This is a genomic window from Streptomyces sp. NBC_01306 (genome assembly GCF_026340465.1).
GTDB lineage: Bacteria > Actinomycetota > Actinomycetes > Streptomycetales > Streptomycetaceae > Streptomyces.
Map to the genome: position 1 here is coordinate 6,654,061 of NZ_JAPEPC010000001.1, position 20,767 is coordinate 6,674,827.

Genomic DNA, 20,767 nt, shown 5'->3' on the forward strand with positions numbered 1-20,767 from the left:
AGAGGCCTTGCCGCTGGCCCAATAAAGTGTACTCTTTTCTCTAGAGCGCCTTGCTCCTCGGATGGGAGCGACCGACGTGGCACCACGGGATGCGCTCGCTCCTCAAGGTGCAGCGCGGGAGGCGCACGACCGAACACGGGGAGGGACTGATGGAATTCGCTTTGAGTGAGGCCGACACGGCGTTTCGGAGCGACCTCGTCGGCTTTCTTGACCAAGAACTGGCCGACGGATGGAACCGCTCCGAGCACGGTCTCGGCAGCGCGGTGTACACCGACTTCTCAAGAGGCTTCGTGCACACCCTGGCGGCCAAGGGGTGGCTCACCCCGCACTGGCCGCCGGAGTACGGCGGCGGTGGCCAGGGGGCGTGGCAGCACTTCGTGCTCGGCGAGGAGATGTGGAAGCGGGGGGAGCCCCGCGGCCCGCAGTACATGAATGTGAACTGGGTCGGCCCCTCGATCATCAAGTACGGCACGGAGGAACAGAAGAAGGAGCTCCTGCCGCCGATCACCCGGGGCGAAGTCTTCTGGTGCCAGGGCTTCTCCGAGCCGGAGGCGGGTACCGACCTGGCGTCCCTGCGGACCCGCGCGGACCGCGACGGTGAGGACTACGTCCTCAACGGCCAGAAGATCTGGACGTCGTATGCGAACGCGGCCGACTACTGCTTCCTCCTGGCGCGCACCGGTTCCGTGTCGGACGGCCGGAACGGGATCTCCGTCTTCCTGCTGCCGCTGAAGACGCCGGGCGTCGAAGTCAGGCGCATCGACGGGTTCGTCGGGGACCACTCGTTCAACGAACTGTTCCTCACGGACGTCAGGATTCCCAGGAACTGCCTGCTCGGCGAGGAGAACAAGGGCTGGGACATCGTCCGCCGGACACTCGCCTACGAGCGCGTCGGCGCCCCGCGTTACGCGCGTGCGGCTCTTGTTCTCGACGGGCTCGCCGACTGGTGCCGAACGGCCGGCCTGCTCACGGATCCCGGCGTACAGGAGCAGTTCGGCGATGCGCGAGCGCTCTGTGAGGCTGCTCGTGTCCTTGTCTACCGAGTCATCGACGAGCGGGCCAAGGCGAAGGAACCCTCGCCGCTGGCCTACCAGGCCCGCGCGGCGATGGTCCAGGCCGAGCGTGCGGTCGGCGACCTCGCGCTCGATGTCATGGGAAGCGAAGCCCTGGTCGAGAAGTCGCCCGGCGATGCGCAGTTCCGCAACTCGCTCGGCGCCGGCATCGCCGCAGGGAGCTACGAAGTCCAGCTCAACCTGATCAGCCGCCTGATCCTGAAGCTGCCGAAGGAATAGACGTGGATTTCGAACGATCGGATACGCAACACGCGCTGCTGGACGCACTGGGCACCCTGCTGAGCCGGCACGCCGGCACCCAGCGTTGCCGAGAGCTCGCCGAGCGCGGGGCATACGACCACGAGCTCGAATCCGAGCTGCGCGCGGCCGGCTTCCTCGACGTGTTCGGCGAGGACGGCGCGGGGCCGCTGGAAGCCACCCTCGCGGTCGAACAGATCAGTGCCGAACTCGGCGCGATCACTCCGGTACCGCATCTGCTCGTGCTGCCCGCGCTCGGGCTGCCGGTACCCGAGGGCCCGGTCGTCCTGGCCGGCGGCGACGGGTCGGGCCCGGTGCGGTACGGCAGCGAGGCCAGGCAGATCCTCACCGCCGGGGCTGATCGGTGCGCTGCGGCGGAGCTGAGTCCTGACGACGCGGAGCCGGTTCCGTCGGCGTACGGCTATCCGCTGGCCCGGGTGGTTCCGCGCCGCGCCGAGGACCTCGCTCCCGGGACGTCACAGACGATGATGAACTGGTGGCGTGTCGGGGTCTGTGCCGAGGCTCTCGGGATGATGCAGAGGGCGTTCGACCTCACCGTCCAGTACGCGAAGGACCGCACCGTGTTCGGGCGCGCCCTCGGTTCGTTCCAGGCGTTGCAGCACCGTCTCGCCGAGGTGAGCGTGCTGGTCGAAGGGGCGCGCTGGCTCACCTACGAGGCGGCGTTCCGTGGCGCCACCACGGAGTCGTCGGCTGTCGCCGCCGCGCACACGATGGCCGCACTGAACCGGCTGACGCGGGAAACACACCAGATCACGGGTGCTGTCGGGCTGACCAGGGAACACGACCTCCACCTCTGGACGCTTCGCCTGCAAGCGCTCAGAGCGGAGCTCGGTGGACTGCGCGCGCACCGGCGTGCCGTGGTGACATCTCGCTGGGAAGTCGCGGCGGCATGAGCGAACCTGTCACGTTCACCCCGGATCAGGAAGCGCTCGCCGGGTCCGTCCGGAGCTACTGCGCGGCCCGGTGCCCCGAAGAAGTCCAGCGTGCGGGTTCGGATTCGTTTCCCTGGCCGTTCTGGTACGGGCTGGCCGAACTCGGCGTGCTGTCGTTGGCGGTGCCCGGTGAGGAGGGCGGGGCGGGTGAGATCTCCGCCGTCGCCATGGAGCTGGGACGTGCCTTCGCGCCAGGGCCGTTGGCGGCCACCGTCTTCGCGGCACATACGCTGCCGTCCGCGCACTCGCTCCCCGTGGTCTCCGGCGACAGCCTGGTGTCCTGGGGATGCCCCCCGCTGATGCCCTGGTCGCCGGTCGCCGACGTCTTCATCGAGACGGACGGCGAGCGGGCCTGGCTCGCGCGTCCTGCCGGTGAGGTGAACCCGCTGGAGACCCTCGGCAACGAGCCATGGGGACGTGTTCCGCTGGAGCGCGTTCTCCCCCTGGAAGGCGTTCGGGAGGGAACGGACCTCTCGAACATGGCGCTCGCCGGGTATCTGTGGGGCGCGGGGAAGCGCGTGCTGGACGCCGCGGTCGAGCACGCACGTACGCGAGTCCAGTTCGGCCGCGCCATCGGCACCTTTCAAGCCGTCGCACATCCCATCGCGAACGCCGGCCTCGGACTTGAGGCCGCGGAGAAGCTGATCAAGGTCGCCGCGCGGGCCGTCGACCACGGTCACCCCCAGGCGTCCGGCCTCGCGTCCGCCGCGCGGCTGTCCGCATCGAGAGCCGCCATGGACGCGGCTTTCGTCTCCCACCAGACGCACGGTGCCATGGGCTACTCCGTGGAAGGGCCGGTCGGCCACATCGCGCAGCGCATCCGGCAGCTCTCCATGTTGCCGTCACATGCGAACGAAACAGGCGAACAGGTATTGGCGATGTATTCGGAGAGTGGTCGGGAATGACGCAGGACCAGGATCATCCGGCGGACGTCGAAGAGCCGGAGGTGCTCTTCGAGAAGCGTGAACACGTCGCGTACATCACGCTCAATCGACCGCACAAGGGAAACTCCCTGACCGGCACGATGATGCCGCAGATGAAGGCCGTATGGAGTGAGGTCAGGGACGACCCGTGGATCCGGGCGGCCATCGTCACCGGCGCAGGTGACCGGCACCTGTGCACCGGCGCGGACGTGAACGTCGTCGCCGGCCGGGGCGGCATGAGCACCGGCACGGGGCCGCTGACCGACGAGGTCTTCTGGTCGCCGCGGCAGAACCGGGTGTGGAAGCCGGTCATCTGCGCGGTCAACGGCCTGGCGGCCGGAGCCGGGCTGCACTTCGTGGTCGACGCCGACATCGTGGTCGCATCGGAGCAGGCGAGTTTCATGGACACCCATGTCAATGTCGGCCTGGTGGGGGCGATGGAGAACATCGGTCTCGCCAAGCGGCTGCCGCTGGGCTCCGCGCTGCGGATGACCTTGATGGGCAAGGGCTACCGGATGCCGGCCGAGCGCGCGTACCAGCTGGGGCTGGTGGACGAACTGGTCGCCCACGGACAACTCATGGACACAGCCGAAGAGATGGCGCAGTGCATCGCCAAGAACTCGCCGGCCGCGGTGTCGCTCTCGCAGCAGGCGATCTGGGGGTCGCTGGAAATGGGATACACCCAGGCGTGCGAGTACGGATGGTCGCTCCTGCGGATGCACTGGGCACACCCCGACTCGAAGGAAGGCCCCCGGGCGTTCAGCGAGGGGCGCGAACCGAAGTGGACCACCGCGGCCGGCAAGGACGACTGACATGGACTATGGATTCACCCCCGAGGAGGAGGCGTTTCGCAGCGAGGTACTGGAGTTCCTCGCCGACTTCCAGGGGCTGGACGGCTACTTCCACCGCCGTGAGGGCACGGGGGAGGGCGTACGGAGGGTCTACCGGGCGCTCGGGGAGCGCGGTTGGCTGTCACTGTCCTGGCCCGCGGAGTTCGGTGGCGGGGGGTTGTCACCCGCGTACGAGTTCATCCTGTGGGACGAGATGGCCTATGCGCGGGTCGCCCGGCCGCCGATGGGTCCCGGCCTCGTCGCCAAGGCGCTCATGACCCACGGGACGGCCGAGCAGTGCGAACGCTTCCTCCCGGGGCTCCGGCTCGGACAGATCAACTTCGCGCTCGGCTATTCGGAGCCGGACGCCGGTTCGGATCTGGCGGCAGTGCGGACCCGGGCGACGCGAGCCGGTGACGACTACGAGATCAACGGCGCGAAGTGCTGGACATCCAACGCCCACTGGGCCGACTGCATCTGGCTGCTCTGCCGGACCGGAGCCCCCGACAGCAGATCGCGCGGACTCAGTGTCCTGATCGTCCCCCTGGACCAGCCCGGCGTCTCGGTCTCCCCGATCCCGACCCATGACGGCGGTCGCCTGAACGAGGTCCGGTTCGACGGCGTACGGGTCCCGGCCGGGAACCGGGTCGGCGGCGAGAACGACGGGTGGCAGGTGGTCGCGTCCGCGCTCGCGGTCGAACGACATGTCCAGTTCCCGCCGAAGCGGCTGCGAAGGGACCTCCAGGACCTCCTCACCTGGACGGAGAAGTCGGGCCTGAGCCACGATCCCGTCGTCCGCCGGCGGCTGTGCGACCTCGCTGTGAAAGTGGCGGAGGCCGAGGCGCTGGCGCTGGCGCTGCTCGGCGAGATCATCAGCGGTGAACCCTCGGCGGTCCCGGCGGCGTACCACAAACTGGCCGGCACCCTGCTCGCCCAGGAGATCGCGCGTTCGGCCATGGAGTTCGGATCGGGCGAGGCGCTGATCAGGGACACCGATGTCGAGTTCATGTGGCGGCAGGCGATCCTGGAAACCGTCGGCGGCGGAACATCGGAAATGATGCGCGGACTCATCGCACGACAGGCGTTCGGGCTCGACAGCAAAGGCTGAGAGCCGTCGCGCAGTTGCCGGTCACAGGAAAACTGATCCAGGTCTCGCTCATGTGAGGCCCGTTCTCCCGGAAATCACCGAGGAGAACGGGCCCTGCACACACCGCGGAAACCGCTCATCGTTCACCAACCCGCAACATCCCTCACGCTCAAGGGAGTCAGGCATGTCCGCTGCACCCTCCGCGTCGTCCCCGGAAAGCCCCGAGAGATCCGCAGGGTCCGGGATACCACCCACGGCAACGGATCCCGCACTGCTGCGCAAAGTGGCACTGTCGAGCCTGCTCGGCACCGTCATCGAGTACTACGACTTCCTGCTCTACGGCACGATGGCAGCCCTGGTCTTCGGCCCGTTGTTCTTCCCCGAGTCGAACTCCACGGTCGGCACGATCGCCTCGTTCGGGACACTGGCCGCCGGCTATGTCGCGCGGCCCGTCGGGGGCGCTGTCTTCGGGCACTTCGGCGACCGGCTCGGACGCAAGACCGTGCTCATCGTGACGATGGTCCTCATGGGCGCGGCGAGCTCCCTGATCGGACTGCTGCCCACGTACGCGACGATCGGCGTCGCGGCTCCCGTGCTGCTGATCCTGTTCCGTATCGTCCAGGGCATCGCCATCGGCGGTGAATGGGGCGGCGCCACGCTGATGGTCGTCGAGCACGCCGACGCACGGCGCCGCGGCCTGTGGAACGGCGTGATGCAGATGGGGTCACCGATCGGATTCCTCCTGTCCAGCCTTGTGGTCACCGCGATCACGCTCCTTCCCCAGGACCGGTTCATGGCGTGGGGCTGGCGCATCCCGTTCCTGTTCAGCGCGCTGCTGGTCGGCATCGGCCTGTATGTGCGCATCAGCGTCACGGAGAGCCCGCTGTTCCAGCAGGCGGCGCGGGCCCGGGATGAGCAGGCCGCGGCACAGCCACCCCGTATCCCCCTGGCACAGGTGCTGCGCGCGCCGCGTGTCCTCGTCCTCGCCTGCGCGGTCGGCATCGGCCCCTTCGCCCTGACCGCCCTGATCGGGACCTTCATGCTCACCTACGCCAAGGCCGTCGGGTATGAGACGTCCGACGTGATGACCGGCCTCACGGCCACCTCGATCACCGGGCTGGTGGCCATCCCGTTCTTCTCCGCGCTGTCGGACCGCGTCGGCCGCCGGGCGGTGTCGATGGGGGGCGCCGCAGGTATCGTCCTGCTCGCTTTCCCGATCTACGCCCTGATCAACACGGGGTCCGTCGCTCTGCTGATCCTCGGCATGGTGCTCGGGCAGGTGGTGCAGAACGCGATGTACGCACCGCTGGGCCCACTGCTGTCCGAGATGTTCGGCACCCAGGTGCGCTACACCGGAGCATCCATGGGCTACCAGCTGGCCGCACTGATCGGCGGTGGCTTCACTCCGCTCTTCGCGAGCAGCCGGCTCTCGGCTTCGGGCAGCATCTCCAGCACCCCCCTCGCCATCCTGGCCATCGTCTGCGGGCTGATCACCGCACTCGCCATCTGGCGCACCGCCGAAACCCGCGGCCGGGACCTGTCCGAGGACCCGGGCGCGGAGCCACTCGGTCAGGTGACGCAGGGCGTGCTGGACAGATCGACCGGCGGAGAGTAGACAAGCACGCCAAGCTCCTGGTGAGTACGGGTCATCCTGTTCGAGAACCCGTCCGCCAGGAGCTTCGCCATGTTGTACGTCGGTACCGATCTACGAGTGAGGCGTGTGTGCGGAGCTTCTCCGGAACGGATCACGGGAAGCCGGACATACGCGGCCCGTGGCATTACCTGCTGTGGATGGCGGCCGGACATCGCCGCCTCCTGTTGTCCGACTGTGTCTTCAACATGATGTGGTCGGGCGGACTGGCGCTGACACCGGCAGTGATCGGCCAGGCCATCAACACCGGCCTGGTGGCGAAGGACCAGACAGCACTCGTCCTGTGGGGCCTGGCGATCCTCGGACTGGGCATCGCCACGGCGCTGTCCGCCCTGTTCGTGGAGCGCCTCGAACTGCGGCTGAAGGTCGAGCCCGGGTACGAGACCATGCGGCTAGCCACCCGCAAGGCATGTGAACTGGGCACGACGCTCGACCGGAAGTCCTCGGCCGGCGACCTCGTCACGGTGGGCGTCTCGGACATCAGCCTCATCGGCCAGACCCTGGAGGTCGGCGCCCGCGGTGTCGGCGGAGCGGTCGGGTTCGTCGTCGTCGCCGTACTCATGCTGTTCGCCTCCTGGCAGGTCGGCCTGCTGGTGCTGGTCGCGGTGCCGGTCATCCTCTTCATCACCACCCGCCTGGCCCGCACCCTGCGCAGCAGGCAGAGCCATCTCCGCACACAGCAGCGAGAACTCACCGACCAGTCCGTCGACATCGTGCGAGGACTGCGGGTCCTGCGCGGAATCGGCGGCGAGGAGCTGTTCGCCGACCGGTACCGTGACGGCTCGCAGCGCCTCAGGTCCGTCGCGCTGCAACAGGCGCGGGCCTCAGCGCTCCTGGGGGCGGCCAGGACGTTCCTGCCGAGCCTGCTGCTCGCCGGAGTGGTGGCCCTGGCCGGGGAGCTGGTACTGACCGAGCGGCTGAGCGCCGGTCAGATGGTGGCCTTCTACGGGTTCGCCACGTACCTGGTGATTCCCACCAACCAGATCACCTTCGCCGTCTCCAAGGCCATGCAGGGCCATGTGGCCGCCACGAACGTCATCCGGCTGCTCCGGACGGAGCCCGACGTCGGCCCGGGCCCCGCATCGGGCGCGATGCCCGGCACCGGTGTCCTGGCCGACCCCGAATCCGGCCTGCGGGTGCCCGCCGACGGCCTGACCGCCGTCGTCTGCTCCGCGGGCGACTCGGCCGCCCTGGCCGACCGGCTGGGACGCTACATCGAGTCCGGCGCGACGTACGCCGGACGCCCGCTGGCCGAACTGCCGTTGGCCGGGGTGCGCGAGCGGATCCTCGTCACCACCGCCGACGAGCACTTGTTCGCGGGACCACTGCGCCGCGAACTGAACCCGACGGGCAGGCCGGACGGCTCCGGCTCCGGCTCCGACGACCAGCTGTGGGCGGCCGTCGACGCGGCCGCCGCCCGGGACATCGTCGAGGCGCTGCCCGAGCGGCTCGACACCCATGTGGCCGCGGGCGGCCGGGAGTTCTCAGGGGGCCAGCAGCAGCGCCTGCGGCTGGCCCGCGCCCTGATGGCCGATCCGGAAGTCCTGGTCCTGTCCGACCCGACCAGCGCTGTCGACGCGCATACGGAGAGCAGGATGGCTGAGGGAATCGTGCACTTGCGCCAGGGCAGGGCCACCGTCGTGTTCACGACGAGCGTCCTGCTGCTGCACCGGGCCGATCACGTGGCGCTGGTCCTCGACGGCACGGTGGCAGCCGAGGGATCCCATGAGTCGCTGATGGCGGACGCGCGCTACCGGTCCCTGGTCGAGCGCTGGACGGCCGTCGCATGAGCGCGCTGCCTGTTGCCACGAGCCGCGAACTCCGCGCGTATGTGCGGCGCGCCGTCCTGACCAACCGCGCCGAGTTCGGCCTGGTGATCGCCTTGCAGGCGTGCTCGGCGGCCACCGGGCTGTTCGCCCCGTGGCTGCTCGGCACCCTGGTCGCGGACGTGACCCAGGGCAAGGACACGGTGGAACGTCTGGTTCTGCTGATCCTCGGCTGTCTGGCGGGCCAGGCCGTGCTGGTACGCCTCGCGGGGTACGCGGCCGCCGCGCTCGGCGAGAAGATCCTCGCCGCACTGCGCGAGGAATTCGTGACGGACCTGCTGGACCTGCCGCCCGAGGTCGTCGAGGACGCGGACAGCGGTGACCTGATCACCCGGACGACCCGGGACGTCGACCTGCTGTCCAACGCCATCCGGGCCGCGATCCCGGCGACCCTGACCTCGATCGGCATCGTCGCGTTCACCCTCGGTGCCCTGGCGCTGATCAGCCCGGTCCTGCTGCTGCCGTGCCTGGTCCCCGTCCCGGTGCTGGTCGGCGCGGGCCGCTGGTACCTGCGCCGGGCGCACCAGGGGTATCTGCTCCAGGCCGCCTCCTACTCCCGGCTGACCGAGAGCCTGGCCGAGACCGCCGAGGGCGCCCGTACGGTCGACGGGCTGCGACTGACCGCCCGCCGTATGGACCAGCTCAACGACGACATCGCCCACTCCTACGCCGCCGAACGCCACACCCTGCGGCTGCGGAACGTCTTCCTCCCGCTGTGCGACACCAGTTACGCCCTGCCGGTGGCCGCGATGCTGATCATCGGCGGCTCGCTCTACCTGCACGGAGTGGTATCCCTGGCCGCTGTCACCGCGGGCACGCTGTACGCCTCGCAGCTGCTCAACCCGCTGGACCAGCTGATGTTCTGGCTGGACGAGCTCCAGTCGGCGGGTGCCGCGCTGGCCCGGCTGCTGGGTCTCGCGCGGTTCCGGGGCGCGGCCTCCGTACCGGCGCCCCGGACCCCGGCCGCGGCGCCGCCGGACGGGCACGGCGGCGCGGCCGGGCCGCCGGACATCGAGGTACGGGATCTGCGCTACGCGTACCGGCCGGAGCACGAGGCGCTGCGCGGTATCAGCCTGACCATCGGGCAGGGCGAATGGCTGGCCGTCGTCGGGCCATCGGGCGCCGGTAAGACGACGCTGGCCAAGCTGCTGGCCGGTATCTACCGACCACCCAGCGGCGGCGTCACCATCGGCGGCCGGGACATCGCGGACCTGCCACCCGCCGAGCGGCGCGGCACGGTGGCTCTGGTGACCCAGGAGCACCACGTCTTCCGCGGCACGCTGCGCGACAACCTGACCATCGCGCGGCCGGACGCGGGAGAAGACGAGATGGCGGCCGCCCTGAGGGCGGTCGACGCATGGGACTGGGCCGAGGCGATGGGCGTGGACACCCCGGTCGGGCCCGGGGGACAGGCGCTGGACCCGGCGAAGGTGCAGCAACTGGCTCTGGCCCGGCTCATCCTCGCGAGTCCGGACGTCCTGATCCTGGACGAGGCGACCTCACTGCTGAACCCCTCGGCCGCGCGGCACCTGGAACGGTCGCTGGCCGCCGTCACGTGCGGCCGCACCGTGATCGCCGTGGTGCACCGACTGCACACCGCCCGGGACGCCGACCGGATCGCGGTTCTCGAAGACGGCCGGATCACCGAATTCGGCCCGCACGAGGAACTCCTCGCCAGGAACGGCGCCTACGCAGGGCTGTGGCGCGCCTGGCAGGGGTAGAGCGTGTGAACACGACGACAGCCCCGTGCAGTTGGCGCTAGGTGTATTGCCCTGTGAGGTTGGGGACGCGGGTGGCGGGTGGTTTGCCCTTGAGCGCGGTGTGTCCGCGGTGGTGATTGTAGGTGTGTAGCCAGGCGGGGTAGGCGTCGCGTCGTTCTTGTTCTGACTGGTAGGGCTTTGCGTAGGCCCACTCGTCGAGGAGGGTGCGGTTGAGGCGTTCGACCTTGCCGTTGGTCTGTGGCCGGTAGGGCCGGGTTCGCTTGTGGGCGATCCCGGCTGCCGTCAGGGTCTCGTGCCAGAGGTGGGACTTGTAGCAGGCGCCGTTGTCGGTCAGGACGCGTTCGACGGTGATCCCGCACGAGGCGAAGTAGGCGTGTGCCCGCTGCCAGAACCCGGTGGCGGTCTCTTTCTTCTCGTCGGTGAGGATCTCGCTGTAGGCGAGGCGGGAGTGGTCGTCGACGGCGGTGTGGATGTAGCTGTATCCGGTGCCGGAGCGGGTCTTGCGGCCGGCCGGGCGTCCGAGGGTCTTGTGGCCGCCGCCGTTGGGGATGTTGCCGAGCTTCTTGATGTCGACGTGTACGAGTTCGCCGGGCCGGTCGCGTTCGTAGCGGCGTATGACGCGGCCGGTGGCCCGGTCCAGATGGGCGAGCCGGGCCAGGCCGAAACGGACCAGTATCCGGTGCACGGTCGAGGGCACCAGGCCCAGCAGGTGCGCGATGCGGGCCGGTCCCCACCTTCGTGAGAGGCGGACTTTGATGACCCGGCGTTCGGTCCGGGTCGGAGTGCGCCGGGGGCTGCGGTGAGGGCGGCTGGAACGGTCACTCAGCCCGGCCTCGCCGAGTTGGCGGTAACGCCCGGCCCATCGCTGGGCGGTGGTCGGCGAGACCTGGAAACGCTCCGCTGCCCGGCGCAGAGGCCATCCGTCATCGACCACGCAGCGGGCCACCCGCAGACGTCCGGTCTCGGTCAGAGGTGCATTACGGTGAGGCATGAGGGCCTTTCGGGCTGGTGTAGACGTCGCAATCCACACCGAACCCGGAAGGCCCTCCCCCTTCAAGATCCCTTAGCCGAGATCTCGCTCACCCGTCCACAACCTCCTCGGACAGAACAGCTAGGGCCTGTCGTCAAAGTGCCGCCTGCGCAGCCGAATTCAGCCGCCGACCGATGAGGAAGCAGCACTCATGGACATCCGCCCGTGCCAAGAAGGCGATCTTGAAATCCTGGAGAGGCAGATGCCCTCACCCGGACAGACACACCGCCATGCGATGCGCTTCGAAACGCAGGAGCAAGGTCTCAGTACCTTCCTGGTCGCCTGGGCCGACCGGATCCCCGTCGGGACAGCACAGATTCTGTGGCACGGATGCAGAGCACCCGAAGTGCACGACCGCTTCCCGGAATGCCCTGAGCTGAACGGCCTGGGAGTCTGGCCGCCGCAGCAACGGTCACAGGGCATCGGGAGTGCCATCATCCACGCGGCGGAGACCCAGGTGCGGCGCAACGGCTACCACCGGTTCGGCTTGGGTGTGGACGACCAGAACCACCGTGCGGCCTCCCTCTACCTCCGACTCGGCTACCACGAAACCGGCTGCCGCTACCTCGACCGCTACCACTACCTGGACGACGAAGGCTTGCGCCATGAGGTCGCCGACCCCTGTAGGTTCCTGGTCAAACAGCTCACCGGACAGCCCGGCTGACACCAACGCCGAGCACTGAACGGCGCACGAGCCCGCCCGCCCGCGGTGGTGCGTGCGCGGCGATCTTGCGCCAGGCTGGGGTCCGAACCGTTCCGCCGACGGCGCCCGATCCGCGCCTGTCTCCGGCGGCACGGCGAACGCCACTGGAGGTGATGGGTGGACCAGGGCCCCGCGGACCGCGGCATGGACCACGAAGAGCCGGGCCGCGGTGACGTGGCACGGGACAGCGGCCACCCCTCCGGCGCGACGTCCGGGGCGAGCGGTCCGGGCCCGGCGGATGCGGCCGGGGTCCTGCCGCTGGCCTCCACGGCCGGGCGCGGTGTGCTGGCCTGCGCGGTGCTCGGTTCGGGCATGACGATGCTGGACGGCACGGTGGTCAACGTCGCGCTGCCGCGGATCGGAGCCGACTTCGACGTACCGCTGTCGGCGCTCCAGTGGACCATCACCGCGTACATGCTCCCGCTCGCCGGGCTGATCCTGCTCGGCGGCGGGCTCGGAGACCGCTACGGGCGGCGCCGGATCTTCATGATCGGCGTGGCGTGGTTCGCGGCGGCGTCCGTGCTCTGCGGGCTGGCGCCGAACGACGGAGCGCTGATCGCGGCCCGCGCGTTGCAGGGGGTCGGCGGGGCGCTGCTCACGCCCGGCTCGCTGGCGCTGGTGCAGGGCACCTTCCGCGCACAGGACCGTGCCAAGGCGGTCGGGCTGTGGTCCGGTCTGGGCGGCGTGGCGACCTCCGTCGGGCCGTTCCTGGGCGGCTGGCTGGTGGACGGGCCGGGCTGGCGGTGGATCTTCTACATCAACGCGCCGCTCGCACTCGCCGTGCTGCTGCTCGCGGTCCGCTGGGTGCCGGAAAGCCGCGACTGGCAGGCGACCGGGCGGTTCGACGTGGCCGGCGCCGCGCTCGCCGCCCTCGGCCTGGCCGGCATCACGTACGCCCTGATCGACGCGACCGGCGGTTTCGGGCCGACGGTGATCGCGGCGGTGCTCGCCGGGCTGCTGTTCACCGCGCTGTTCGTACGGCGGGAAGGCAGGACCGGGCATCCCATGCTCCCGCTGGGGATGTTCCGGGTGAAGCTGTTCACCTCGGTCAACCTGGTCACCCTGTGTCTCTACGCGGCGATCGGCGGGGTGTTCTTCCTGCTGCCCACGCAGCTGCAGAACGGCCTGGGGTACGAGGCGCTGGCCGCCGGGGTGGCCTCGCTGCCGATCACCATCCTGATGATGCTGCTGTCCGGCCCGGCCGGCGCCCTTGCGCAGCGGATCGGCCCGCGCCCGCTGCTCACCCTGGGGCCGCTGGTCGCGGCGGTGGGTCTGGTCCTGCTGCGCCGGGTGCATCCCGGCGGCTCGTACTGGGCGGACGTACTGCCCGCCGTGGTGGTCCTCGGATTCGGCATGAGCATGTTCGTCGCACCGCTCACCGCGACGGTCCTCGCGTCCGTCGACGTACGGCGGGCCGGAATCGCCAGCGGCGTCAACAACGCCGCCGCCCGGGTCGCGCAGTTGCTGGCGGTGGCCGCTCTGCCCCTCGCGGTCGGCCTGTCCGGCAGCGGATACCGCACCGTCTCCACGGTCGACCACGCCTTCGGCGAGGCGGTACTGATCTGCGCCGGGCTCATGGTGCTGGGCGCGGCGGTCTCGTGGTTCACGGTGCCGCCCGACGTGCTGCGGCCCGCCGAGGACACCCCGCACGCTCGCCCGGAGTGCACCGTGCACGGCGCCCCGGCGCTCCCGCCGCTGGAGCCCGGCCGACGCCGCGACGCCGGCCCGCTGCCCGGTCCCGGTGGGCCCCCGGGCCCCGAGGGGGACGGCGCCGCGCCCGCCTAGACTGCTGACAGCGAGCGGATGGACGGACCGGCAGGGCGGTGGGACGGTGGCACGACAGGACACGGCGCCGGGCGAGGACGCCTCCCCGCCCGGCGGACTTCACCAGGTGGCGGACACTCTCGGCTATCTCGCCGGACGGTGGCGGGTCGAGCGGACCGTTTACGACCTTTCCCAGGACCGGCACGGCACCTTCCGCGGTACGGCCGACTTCACACGCGGGGAGCCCGGCGCGGAACTGCGGCACGTCGAGCGCGGCGAGTTCACCTGGGGCGGGGTGACCCGGCCCGCATCCCGCGAGCACCTCTTCGAGCGGGCCGGCGACGGGGCGGCCTTCGTACGGTTCGCCGACGGCCGCCCGTTCCACCCCCTGGACCTGCGCGACGGACGGTGCGTCGCCGACCATCCGTGCGCCGAGGACGTCTACCGCGGCGAGTTCAGCGTGCTCGCAGCGGACCGCTGGCGGGTGGTGTGGACGGTACGCGGCCCGACCAAGGATCTGCGGCTGGTGACCCTGCACCACCGGATCTGAGACCGCAGGCGAAGAACAGGAGCACGCGGCTGACGAACTCCCCACGCTCAGTCCGGTGGTTGAGGAGGCATGCCCGGCCGGGTCCATGGCTGGGGTGCCGCTCGCCGGCGCAGATGCCCGCTGACCGGTTCGCGGGGGACGGCGGGTGCCGGTGCGGGGGGTGCGGTGGCGGGGAATGAGGACGAGGGCTGGAACGGGTTCACCCATGAACCTGTTCCAGCCCTCGCCAGGACCTGAGTCCTGCCGTCCCCGCTTGGGGGTTGGCCGTCCCACGGACTCAGGTGGTCGTGGGGTGTGGGGGTTCCGCTTGGTCAGTAGGCGGAGTTGACGTTGTCCATCGAGCCGTATTTGTCGGCGGCGTAGTTGGCTGCGGCGACGATGTTGGCGACGGGGTCGGTGAGGCTGTTCTTGGTGCCCTTGACGTGGTAGGTGTCGAAGGTGGGCTGGATGACCTGGAGGAGTCCCTTGGAGGGGATGCCGTTCTGGGCGTTGACGTCCCAGTTGTTCTGGGCGTGGGGGTTGCCGCTCGACTCGCGCATGATGTTGCGGTGCAGGCCTTCGTAGCTGCCGGGTATGTGCTTGGCCTTCATGATGGCCAGTGATTCCTTGATCCAGCCGTCGAGGTTGTTGCTGTACTTCGTGCTCTTGACGATCGCGGAGACGGCGTCGACGTGCTTGGCCGTCGGGGCCTTCTTCGCCGCGGCGTGGTGGGCGGCCTGCTTGGCGTGGGCGGCCTTGGCCGCGTGGTCGGCCTGCTTGGTGATCTGGGCGGCGGTGACGGCCGAGTCCGCGGCGGGTGTGGTGGGGGTGTGCTCGGCGGCGTGGGCGTGCGGGGCCAGGGTCAGGGCGCAGGCGGCGGCTGCTGCGGTGGCGATGGTGGTGATGGTGGTCTTGCGGAGGTTCAGGGTGTGGCGGGTGGTGGCAGTCATGGGTGTACCTCTCCATTCGGGGACGTCGTTTGGGGAGGCCGACTGGGGGGTCGGCGACACGGGTGGGCCGGTGGGGGCCGTGGTGCGTGTCGTGGGGCCGGTGTCTGGATGGCGGGCGGTGTGTTCGCCCGGTCCGGCGCTCGGCTCCCCGGTACGTCCAACACCTTGCGAGACCGCCTTGGGCGTTGGCAATTGTGTGACCTACTACCCCAGATAGCGACAAACCGGACAGGGGTGGGGTGGGGCCCGCAATGAGCGGGAAAGGTCCGCCGTGTATCTACTAGGTGTCGTCCTGTGTGACGCGGGCCCTATGCCCGGGCTCACACATCACCGGTCCCGACACCCCTGATTCCTACTCCGCGTCACCACCCGTACACAGCAAATCCCACTCATCCTGCCCTTTATCGGGGCCGCCGCGAGGACACCCTCCAACAACCGAAACGGCCCGCCGGGTAGCCGGCGGGCCGTTATGAAAGATCGAGGTCAGGTAAGGAGAGGGGGTCGGGCCGTGGCCCGGGCTTGCCGTGCTGTGAGGGGGTTGGTCAGCCGTTCGCGAGGGCCTTCACGCGGTCGAAACGCCCATTGAACCGGTCATGGTCACCGACCGCCGCTCCCTTGGAGGTGTACTGCCAAATGGTCTGGTACTTCCAGCCCGCCGGCAGGGCTCCGACGGATGAACCGTAGTGCGGCACCCACAGCGGATTGGTCCTGCCGAACCCGGAGTTGTTCCCTGTGCAGGACTTCCACCAGTTGGTGGAGGTGTACAGGACGACATCCCGGCCGGTCTTCGCCTTGTAGGTCCTGGAAAAGTCCCTCACCCAGCTGACCATGCCCTGGTGGCTCAGTCCGTAGCAGGAGCTGCCGTAAGGGTTGTACTCCAAATCGAGAGCGCCGGGCAGGGTCTTGCCGTCCTTGGACCAGCCGCCGCCGTGCGCCAGGAAGTACCGGGCCTGGGTGGCGCCGCTGGAGGTGTTGGGAGTGGCGAAATGGTAGGCGCCCCGGATGATGCCGGCCTTGTACGACCCGTTGTACTGCTGGGTGAAGGACGGGTTCTTGTAACTGGTTGACTCCGTCGCCTTGACGTAGGCGAACCTCACGCCGGAATTCCGCAGCGGGGACCATGCGACGCTGCCCTGGTAACTGCTGACGTCGACGCCCTCGGTACCCCGGGGGGTGGTGAGTTTGACGCCACTCCTGCTGGTGTCCTCATGTCTGAGGATCTGGGAGCCGGCGAAGTCGTCCCCGGGGTGAGAGGGCTCGGGGACGCCGGTAGCGGCGGCTGCGGTACTGGACAGCACGAGGGCAAGGGCAGGAATACCCACGGCCAGAGCGGCTAGGACAGTCGACATCTGGCGAGGTGTGGCGGGCACAGACATGAGACGCCTCCAAGGGTCGTGCCCAGCCTGCGCGGGTTCGGAGGAACACACCGTGAGGCGCGCGGAGGGCGCGGCTCATATCACCCGATACGTCGTACGGCGGACGGCGATCCGAACGCCGGAGCGGACGTGGTGCGGAGGCAGAGGTCCGGTGCCGGAACGGCCTCCGGCCGCTCACCCCCGACTGGCGCGCTCGGATATTGTGATCACTTCATGCCGGAGGCGATGGCAAGGTTGAAGAGTCGGGTGGCCCAGGAAAATGCTGAGTGAGGTGACCGCGACCCGCTATGTCACGCCCTTGCGTGAGGGCGGATCGCTCCCCGGGATCGTCGAGGCCGACGACCTCGGTACGTACGTCATGAAGTTCACCGGCGCCGGGCAGGGCCGCAAGACGCTGGTGGCCGAGGTCATCTGCGGTCAGCTCGGACGCAGGCTCGGGCTGCGGGTGCCCGAGCTCGTGCAGATGCAGCTGGACCCCGTCATCGGGCTGTCCGAGCCGGACCAGGAGGTGCAGGAGCTGCTGAAGGCCAGCGGCGGGCTGAACCTGGGGATGGACTACCTGCCGGGATCGCTCGGCTTCGACCCGCTCGCCTACCAGGTCGGTCCCGAGGAGGCCGGGCGGATCGTCTGGTTCGATGCGGTGATCAACAACGTCGACCGTTCCTGGCGGAACCCCAACATGCTTGTCTGGCACGGCGATCTCTGGCTCATCGACCACGGCGCCACCATGATCTGGCACCACAACTGGCCGTCCGCGAAGAACTACGGCAGCAAGCCGTACGACGCGTCCGACCACGTCCTGGCGACCTTCGCCCCCGATGTGGCCTCCGCCGCCGCCGAGTTGGCGCCGCTGGTCACCGAGCAGCTGCTCACCGAGGTCGCCGCCGACGTACCGGAAGCCTGGCTGGAGGAGGAGGCCGGCTTCGGTACCACCGACGAGCTGCGGCGCGCATATGTGGAGGTTCTGCTGGAGCGGGCCGCCTCCGTGCACACCCGGATCACGTTCGGGCCGCAGACCCCCACCGGTCCGTCCCGCGCCCCGGGCTGGCTCTCCGAGCGCCTCGCGCCCCCTGTACGGCAGCGGGACGAGAAGAAGGACGGCACCCGATGACCGGGTCTGAACCCGGTCGCCGGGACGTCTACGAGTACGCCCTGGTGCGGGTGATGCCGCGGGTCGACCGTGGTGAGATGTTCAACGCGGGGGTCCTGGTTTACTGCCGGGCCAGGTCGTTCGTCGCCGCACGTACACATCTGGACGAGGCGAAGCTGAGGATGCTCGACCCGCACGCCGACGTCGTCGGGGTACGCGCCGCGCTGCGCGCCGTCGAAGGGGTCTGCCACGGCGGAGAGGCCGCAGGACAGGCGGGCCCCGACGACGCGGGGCGCCGGTTCCGCTGGCTGATCGCACCCCGTTCGACGGTCGTACAGCCCGGTCCTGTGCACACCGGACTGACCGCCGACCCGGCCGCCGAGGCCGACCGGCTGCTCGGGCTGCTGGTGCGCTGAGAGGGTGGCACCCGGTGTGACGTTCACTGCTGACCCCGTCTGCCGTTGACACCGGGTGCCAGGCCTTCTAGCGTCTCGTCTGCTGAAGGTACTAAGCGGTTGCTCAGTGATCTGGGGCCGCGATCCGAGGGCGAGGAGAGCCAGTATGTCCACCACCGAGCAGCGCGTTGCCATCGTGACGGGGGCCGCGCGCGGCATTGGCGCAGCCACCGCCGTACGTCTGGCGGCGGAGGGCCGCGCTGTCGCCGTACTCGACCTCGACGAGGCGGCCTGCAAGGACACCGTCGAGAAGATCACCTCCGCGGGCGGCCGGGCCATCGCCGTGAGCTGTGACGTCTCGGACAGCGCCCAGGTCGAAGCGGCGGTGGCCCGGGTCGCGGAAGAGCTCGGCGCCCCGACGATCCTCGTCAACAACGCCGGTGTCCTCCGCGACAACCTGCTCTTCAAGATGAGCGAGTCCGACTGGGACACGGTCATGAACGTCCACCTCAAGGGCGCGTTCCTGATGTCCAAGGCGGTCCAGAAGCACATGGTGGACGCCAAGTTCGGCCGGATCGTGAGCCTGTCCTCCAGCTCGGCGCTGGGCAACCGCGGCCAGGCGAACTACTCCGCCGTGAAGGCCGGTCTCCAGGGCTTCACCAAGACGCTCGCCAAGGAGCTCGGCAAGTTCGGCGTCACCGCCAACGCCGTCGCTCCCGGCTTCATCGTCACCGAGATGACCGCGCAGACCGCGGCGCGCGTCGGCATGGGCTTCGAGGAGTTCCAGGCCGCCGCCGCCACCCAGATCCCGGTGCAGCGCGTCGGCAGGCCCGAGGACATCGCCAACGCCATCGCCTTCTTCACCGGCGAGGACGCGGGATTCGTGTCCGGACAGGTCATGTACGTCGCCGGCGGCCCGCTCAACTGATCAGGGAATTACGGGAATCACAAGGGGTTCAACGGACATGACTGCACAGGACAGCGGGAAGGTCGCGCTGATCACCGGCGCGAGCCGCGGCATCGGATACGGCATCGCCGAGGCGTTCGTCGCCCGCGGCGACCGGGTCTGCATCACCGGCCGCAACGAGGACGCGCTCAAGGCGGCGGTGGAGCGGCTCGGTGCCGACCGGGTGATCGGCATCGCGGGCAAGGCCCATGACGAGGCGCACCAGGCGGCGGCCGTCGAGCGGGTCATGGAGGCATTCGGCAGGGTCGACCACCTGGTCAACAACGCCGGTACCAACCCGGTGTTCGGCCCGATGGCCGACATGGACCTGAACGTGGCGCGCAAGGTCTTCGAGACCAACGTCATCTCGGCGCTCGGCTTCGCCCAGCAGACCTGGAAGGCGTGGCAGAAGGAGAACGGCGGCGCGATCGTGAACATCGCGTCCATCGCCGGTGTCTCCGCCTCGCCGATGATCGGCGCGTACGGCATGAGCAAGGCCGCGATGGTCAACCTCACGCTCCAGCTGGCGCACGAGTTCGCCCCGGTGGTCCGGGTCAACGCCATCGCGCCCGCCGTGGTCAAGACCAGGTTCGCCGAGGCGCTGTACGAAGGCCGCGAGGCGGAGGCGGCCGCCGCGTACCCGATGGGCAGGCTCGGAGTGCCCGCTGACATCGGGGGCGCCGCCGCGTTCCTCACGTCCGACCAGTCGGGCTGGGTCACCGGTCAGACCCTGCTGCTCGACGGCGGGATGTTCCTCAACGCCGGCGTCGGCTGACGTCCGCTAAGCCTGCTCACCGCACGGCCCCGGACATCCGTCCGGGGCCGTTGTCAGTGGTCGCCGGTAGGTTCTGTGATGAAGAACGGATCGCACACCGGAGGTTGTTGACGTGACCGGAACCGACATGCTGCCCGCATCCTGGAGCGGCGTCCTCGGCGATGAGCTGGAGAAGCCCTACTTCAAGGAGCTGACGGCGTTCGTCGAGGAGGAGCGGGCCAGGGGACCGGTCTACCCGCCGCGCGACGAGGTCTTCGCCGCGCTGGACGCCACGCCGTACGACCGGGTGAAGGTGCTGATCCTCGGCCAGGACCCCTACCACGGCGAGGGCCAGGGCCACGGTCTCTGCTTCTCGGTGCGCCCGGGCGTCCGTACGCCACCCTCCCTGCGGAACATCTACAAGGAGATGAAGGAGGAGCTCGGCCACCCGGTCCCGGACAACGGCTATCTGATGCCGTGGGCCGAGCAGGGCGTCCTCCTGCTCAACGCGGTGCTCACGGTGCGCGCGTCGGAGGCCAACTCGCACAAGGGCAAGGGCTGGGAGAGGTTCACGGACGCGGTGATCAGCGCGGTGGCCTCGCGGCCCGACCCCGCGGTCTTCGTCCTCTGGGGCAACTACGCGCAGAAGAAGCTGCCGCTGATCGACGAGGAGCGCCACGTGGTGGTGAAGGGCGCACACCCCTCGCCGCTCTCCGCGAAGAAGTTCTTCGGCTCGCGGCCGTTCACCCAGATCGACAAGGCGGTCGCCGAGCAGGGCCACGGGCCGATCGACTGGCGGATCCCCGACCTGGGCTGACGGGGATCACCGGAGGTTGCCGCTAGCGTCGGTGGTACGCCGGGATAGACCGGACATCTGTGTGCGGCGACAGGAGGCAGCGGTGACGGAGTCGCAGCGGGAGACGTCGGGG

Annotated in this window: 19 protein-coding genes; 16 read left to right on the forward strand and 3 right to left on the reverse strand. The window is 69.5% G+C overall.

Features of this window, described 5'->3' with window-relative positions:
* Positions 1 to 149 precede the first annotated feature (149 nt).
* The 8 genes from OG385_RS29425 to OG385_RS29460 all read left to right on the forward strand — a co-directional run bounded on the left by OG385_RS29425 (position 150) and on the right by OG385_RS29460 (position 10,301).
* On the forward strand, positions 150 to 1,292 hold the full coding sequence (locus tag OG385_RS29425) for an acyl-CoA dehydrogenase family protein (RefSeq protein WP_266859237.1): 1,143 nt from the start codon (positions 150 to 152) through the stop codon (positions 1,290 to 1,292).
* Between the two features lie 2 nt (positions 1,293 to 1,294).
* Positions 1,295 to 2,224: an acyl-CoA dehydrogenase family protein gene (locus OG385_RS29430; RefSeq protein ID WP_266859239.1), complete on the forward strand. Its 930-nt coding sequence runs from the start codon at positions 1,295 to 1,297 to the stop codon at positions 2,222 to 2,224.
* Entirely contained in the window at positions 2,221 to 3,168 is a 948-nt protein-coding gene (locus tag OG385_RS29435; protein WP_266859241.1) for an acyl-CoA dehydrogenase family protein, read from the forward strand. The genes OG385_RS29430 and OG385_RS29435 overlap by 4 nt, the downstream gene beginning before the upstream one ends.
* Positions 3,165 to 3,998: an enoyl-CoA hydratase/isomerase family protein gene (locus OG385_RS29440; protein WP_266859243.1), complete on the forward strand. Its 834-nt coding sequence runs from the start codon at positions 3,165 to 3,167 to the stop codon at positions 3,996 to 3,998. The genes OG385_RS29435 and OG385_RS29440 overlap by 4 nt, the downstream gene beginning before the upstream one ends.
* Position 3,999: 1 nt before the next feature.
* Positions 4,000 to 5,124, forward strand: coding sequence for an acyl-CoA dehydrogenase family protein (locus tag OG385_RS29445; protein WP_266859245.1), 1,125 nt, complete (start codon positions 4,000 to 4,002; stop codon positions 5,122 to 5,124).
* A 262-nt stretch (positions 5,125 to 5,386) separates the two neighbouring features.
* On the forward strand, positions 5,387 to 6,718 hold the full coding sequence (locus tag OG385_RS29450; RefSeq protein ID WP_266859246.1) for an MFS transporter: 1,332 nt from the start codon (positions 5,387 to 5,389) through the stop codon (positions 6,716 to 6,718).
* A gap of 176 nt (positions 6,719 to 6,894) precedes the next feature.
* Positions 6,895 to 8,544 carry an ABC transporter ATP-binding protein gene (locus OG385_RS29455; protein WP_266859248.1) on the forward strand — a complete coding sequence of 550 codons (1,650 nt, stop codon included), beginning with the start codon at positions 6,895 to 6,897 and terminating at the stop codon, positions 8,542 to 8,544.
* A complete protein-coding gene (locus OG385_RS29460; RefSeq protein ID WP_266859250.1) occupies positions 8,541 to 10,301 on the forward strand; it encodes an ABC transporter ATP-binding protein in 1,761 nt (586 codons plus the stop codon). The genes OG385_RS29455 and OG385_RS29460 overlap by 4 nt, the downstream gene beginning before the upstream one ends.
* Positions 10,302 to 10,338: 37 nt before the next feature.
* Here the strand turns inward: OG385_RS29460 and OG385_RS29465 are convergent, their stop codons facing one another.
* Entirely contained in the window at positions 10,339 to 11,292 is a 954-nt protein-coding gene (locus tag OG385_RS29465; protein WP_266855514.1) for an IS481 family transposase, read from the reverse strand.
* Between the two features lie 190 nt (positions 11,293 to 11,482).
* Between OG385_RS29465 and OG385_RS29470 the strand changes: the two genes are divergently transcribed.
* From OG385_RS29470 to OG385_RS29480, 3 genes are all read left to right on the forward strand, one after another.
* Positions 11,483 to 11,995, forward strand: a complete 513-nt coding sequence (locus OG385_RS29470; RefSeq protein WP_266859252.1) for a GNAT family N-acetyltransferase — start codon at positions 11,483 to 11,485, stop codon at positions 11,993 to 11,995.
* Between the two features lie 183 nt (positions 11,996 to 12,178).
* On the forward strand, positions 12,179 to 13,819 hold the full coding sequence (locus tag OG385_RS29475; RefSeq protein ID WP_266861252.1) for an MFS transporter: 1,641 nt from the start codon (positions 12,179 to 12,181) through the stop codon (positions 13,817 to 13,819).
* A 46-nt stretch (positions 13,820 to 13,865) separates the two neighbouring features.
* Complete coding sequence (locus OG385_RS29480; RefSeq protein ID WP_266859254.1) at positions 13,866 to 14,348, forward strand: DUF6314 family protein; 483 nt, start codon at positions 13,866 to 13,868, stop codon at positions 14,346 to 14,348.
* A gap of 311 nt (positions 14,349 to 14,659) precedes the next feature.
* Here the strand turns inward: OG385_RS29480 and OG385_RS29485 are convergent, their stop codons facing one another.
* Positions 14,660 to 15,277: a transglycosylase SLT domain-containing protein gene (locus OG385_RS29485; protein ID WP_266859255.1), complete on the reverse strand. Its 618-nt coding sequence runs from the start codon at positions 15,275 to 15,277 to the stop codon at positions 14,660 to 14,662.
* A gap of 542 nt (positions 15,278 to 15,819) precedes the next feature.
* A complete protein-coding gene (locus OG385_RS29490) occupies positions 15,820 to 16,626 on the reverse strand; it encodes a lysozyme (RefSeq protein WP_266859256.1) in 807 nt (268 codons plus the stop codon).
* 286 nt (positions 16,627 to 16,912) lie between these two features.
* Here OG385_RS29490 and OG385_RS29495 point away from each other — a divergent pair, with 286 nt between their 5' ends.
* The 5 genes from OG385_RS29495 (at position 16,913) to ung (ending at position 20,655) form a co-directional block, all read left to right on the forward strand.
* On the forward strand, positions 16,913 to 17,764 hold the full coding sequence (locus OG385_RS29495) for a HipA family kinase (RefSeq protein WP_266859257.1): 852 nt from the start codon (positions 16,913 to 16,915) through the stop codon (positions 17,762 to 17,764).
* Positions 17,761 to 18,159 carry a DUF3037 domain-containing protein gene (locus OG385_RS29500; protein ID WP_266859258.1) on the forward strand — a complete coding sequence of 133 codons (399 nt, stop codon included), beginning with the start codon at positions 17,761 to 17,763 and terminating at the stop codon, positions 18,157 to 18,159. Before OG385_RS29495 ends, OG385_RS29500 begins: the two co-directional genes overlap by 4 nt.
* A 145-nt stretch (positions 18,160 to 18,304) precedes the next feature.
* Positions 18,305 to 19,066, forward strand: coding sequence for a 3-oxoacyl-ACP reductase FabG (gene fabG / locus OG385_RS29505; protein ID WP_266859259.1), 762 nt, complete (start codon positions 18,305 to 18,307; stop codon positions 19,064 to 19,066).
* A gap of 37 nt (positions 19,067 to 19,103) precedes the next feature.
* Positions 19,104 to 19,859 (forward strand): SDR family oxidoreductase, encoded by a 756-nt coding sequence (locus OG385_RS29510; protein ID WP_266859261.1) that lies wholly within the window; start codon positions 19,104 to 19,106, stop codon positions 19,857 to 19,859.
* A gap of 112 nt (positions 19,860 to 19,971) precedes the next feature.
* On the forward strand, positions 19,972 to 20,655 hold the full coding sequence (ung, locus tag OG385_RS29515; protein ID WP_266859263.1) for a uracil-DNA glycosylase: 684 nt from the start codon (positions 19,972 to 19,974) through the stop codon (positions 20,653 to 20,655).
* The last annotated feature ends 112 nt before the right edge of the window (positions 20,656 to 20,767 follow it).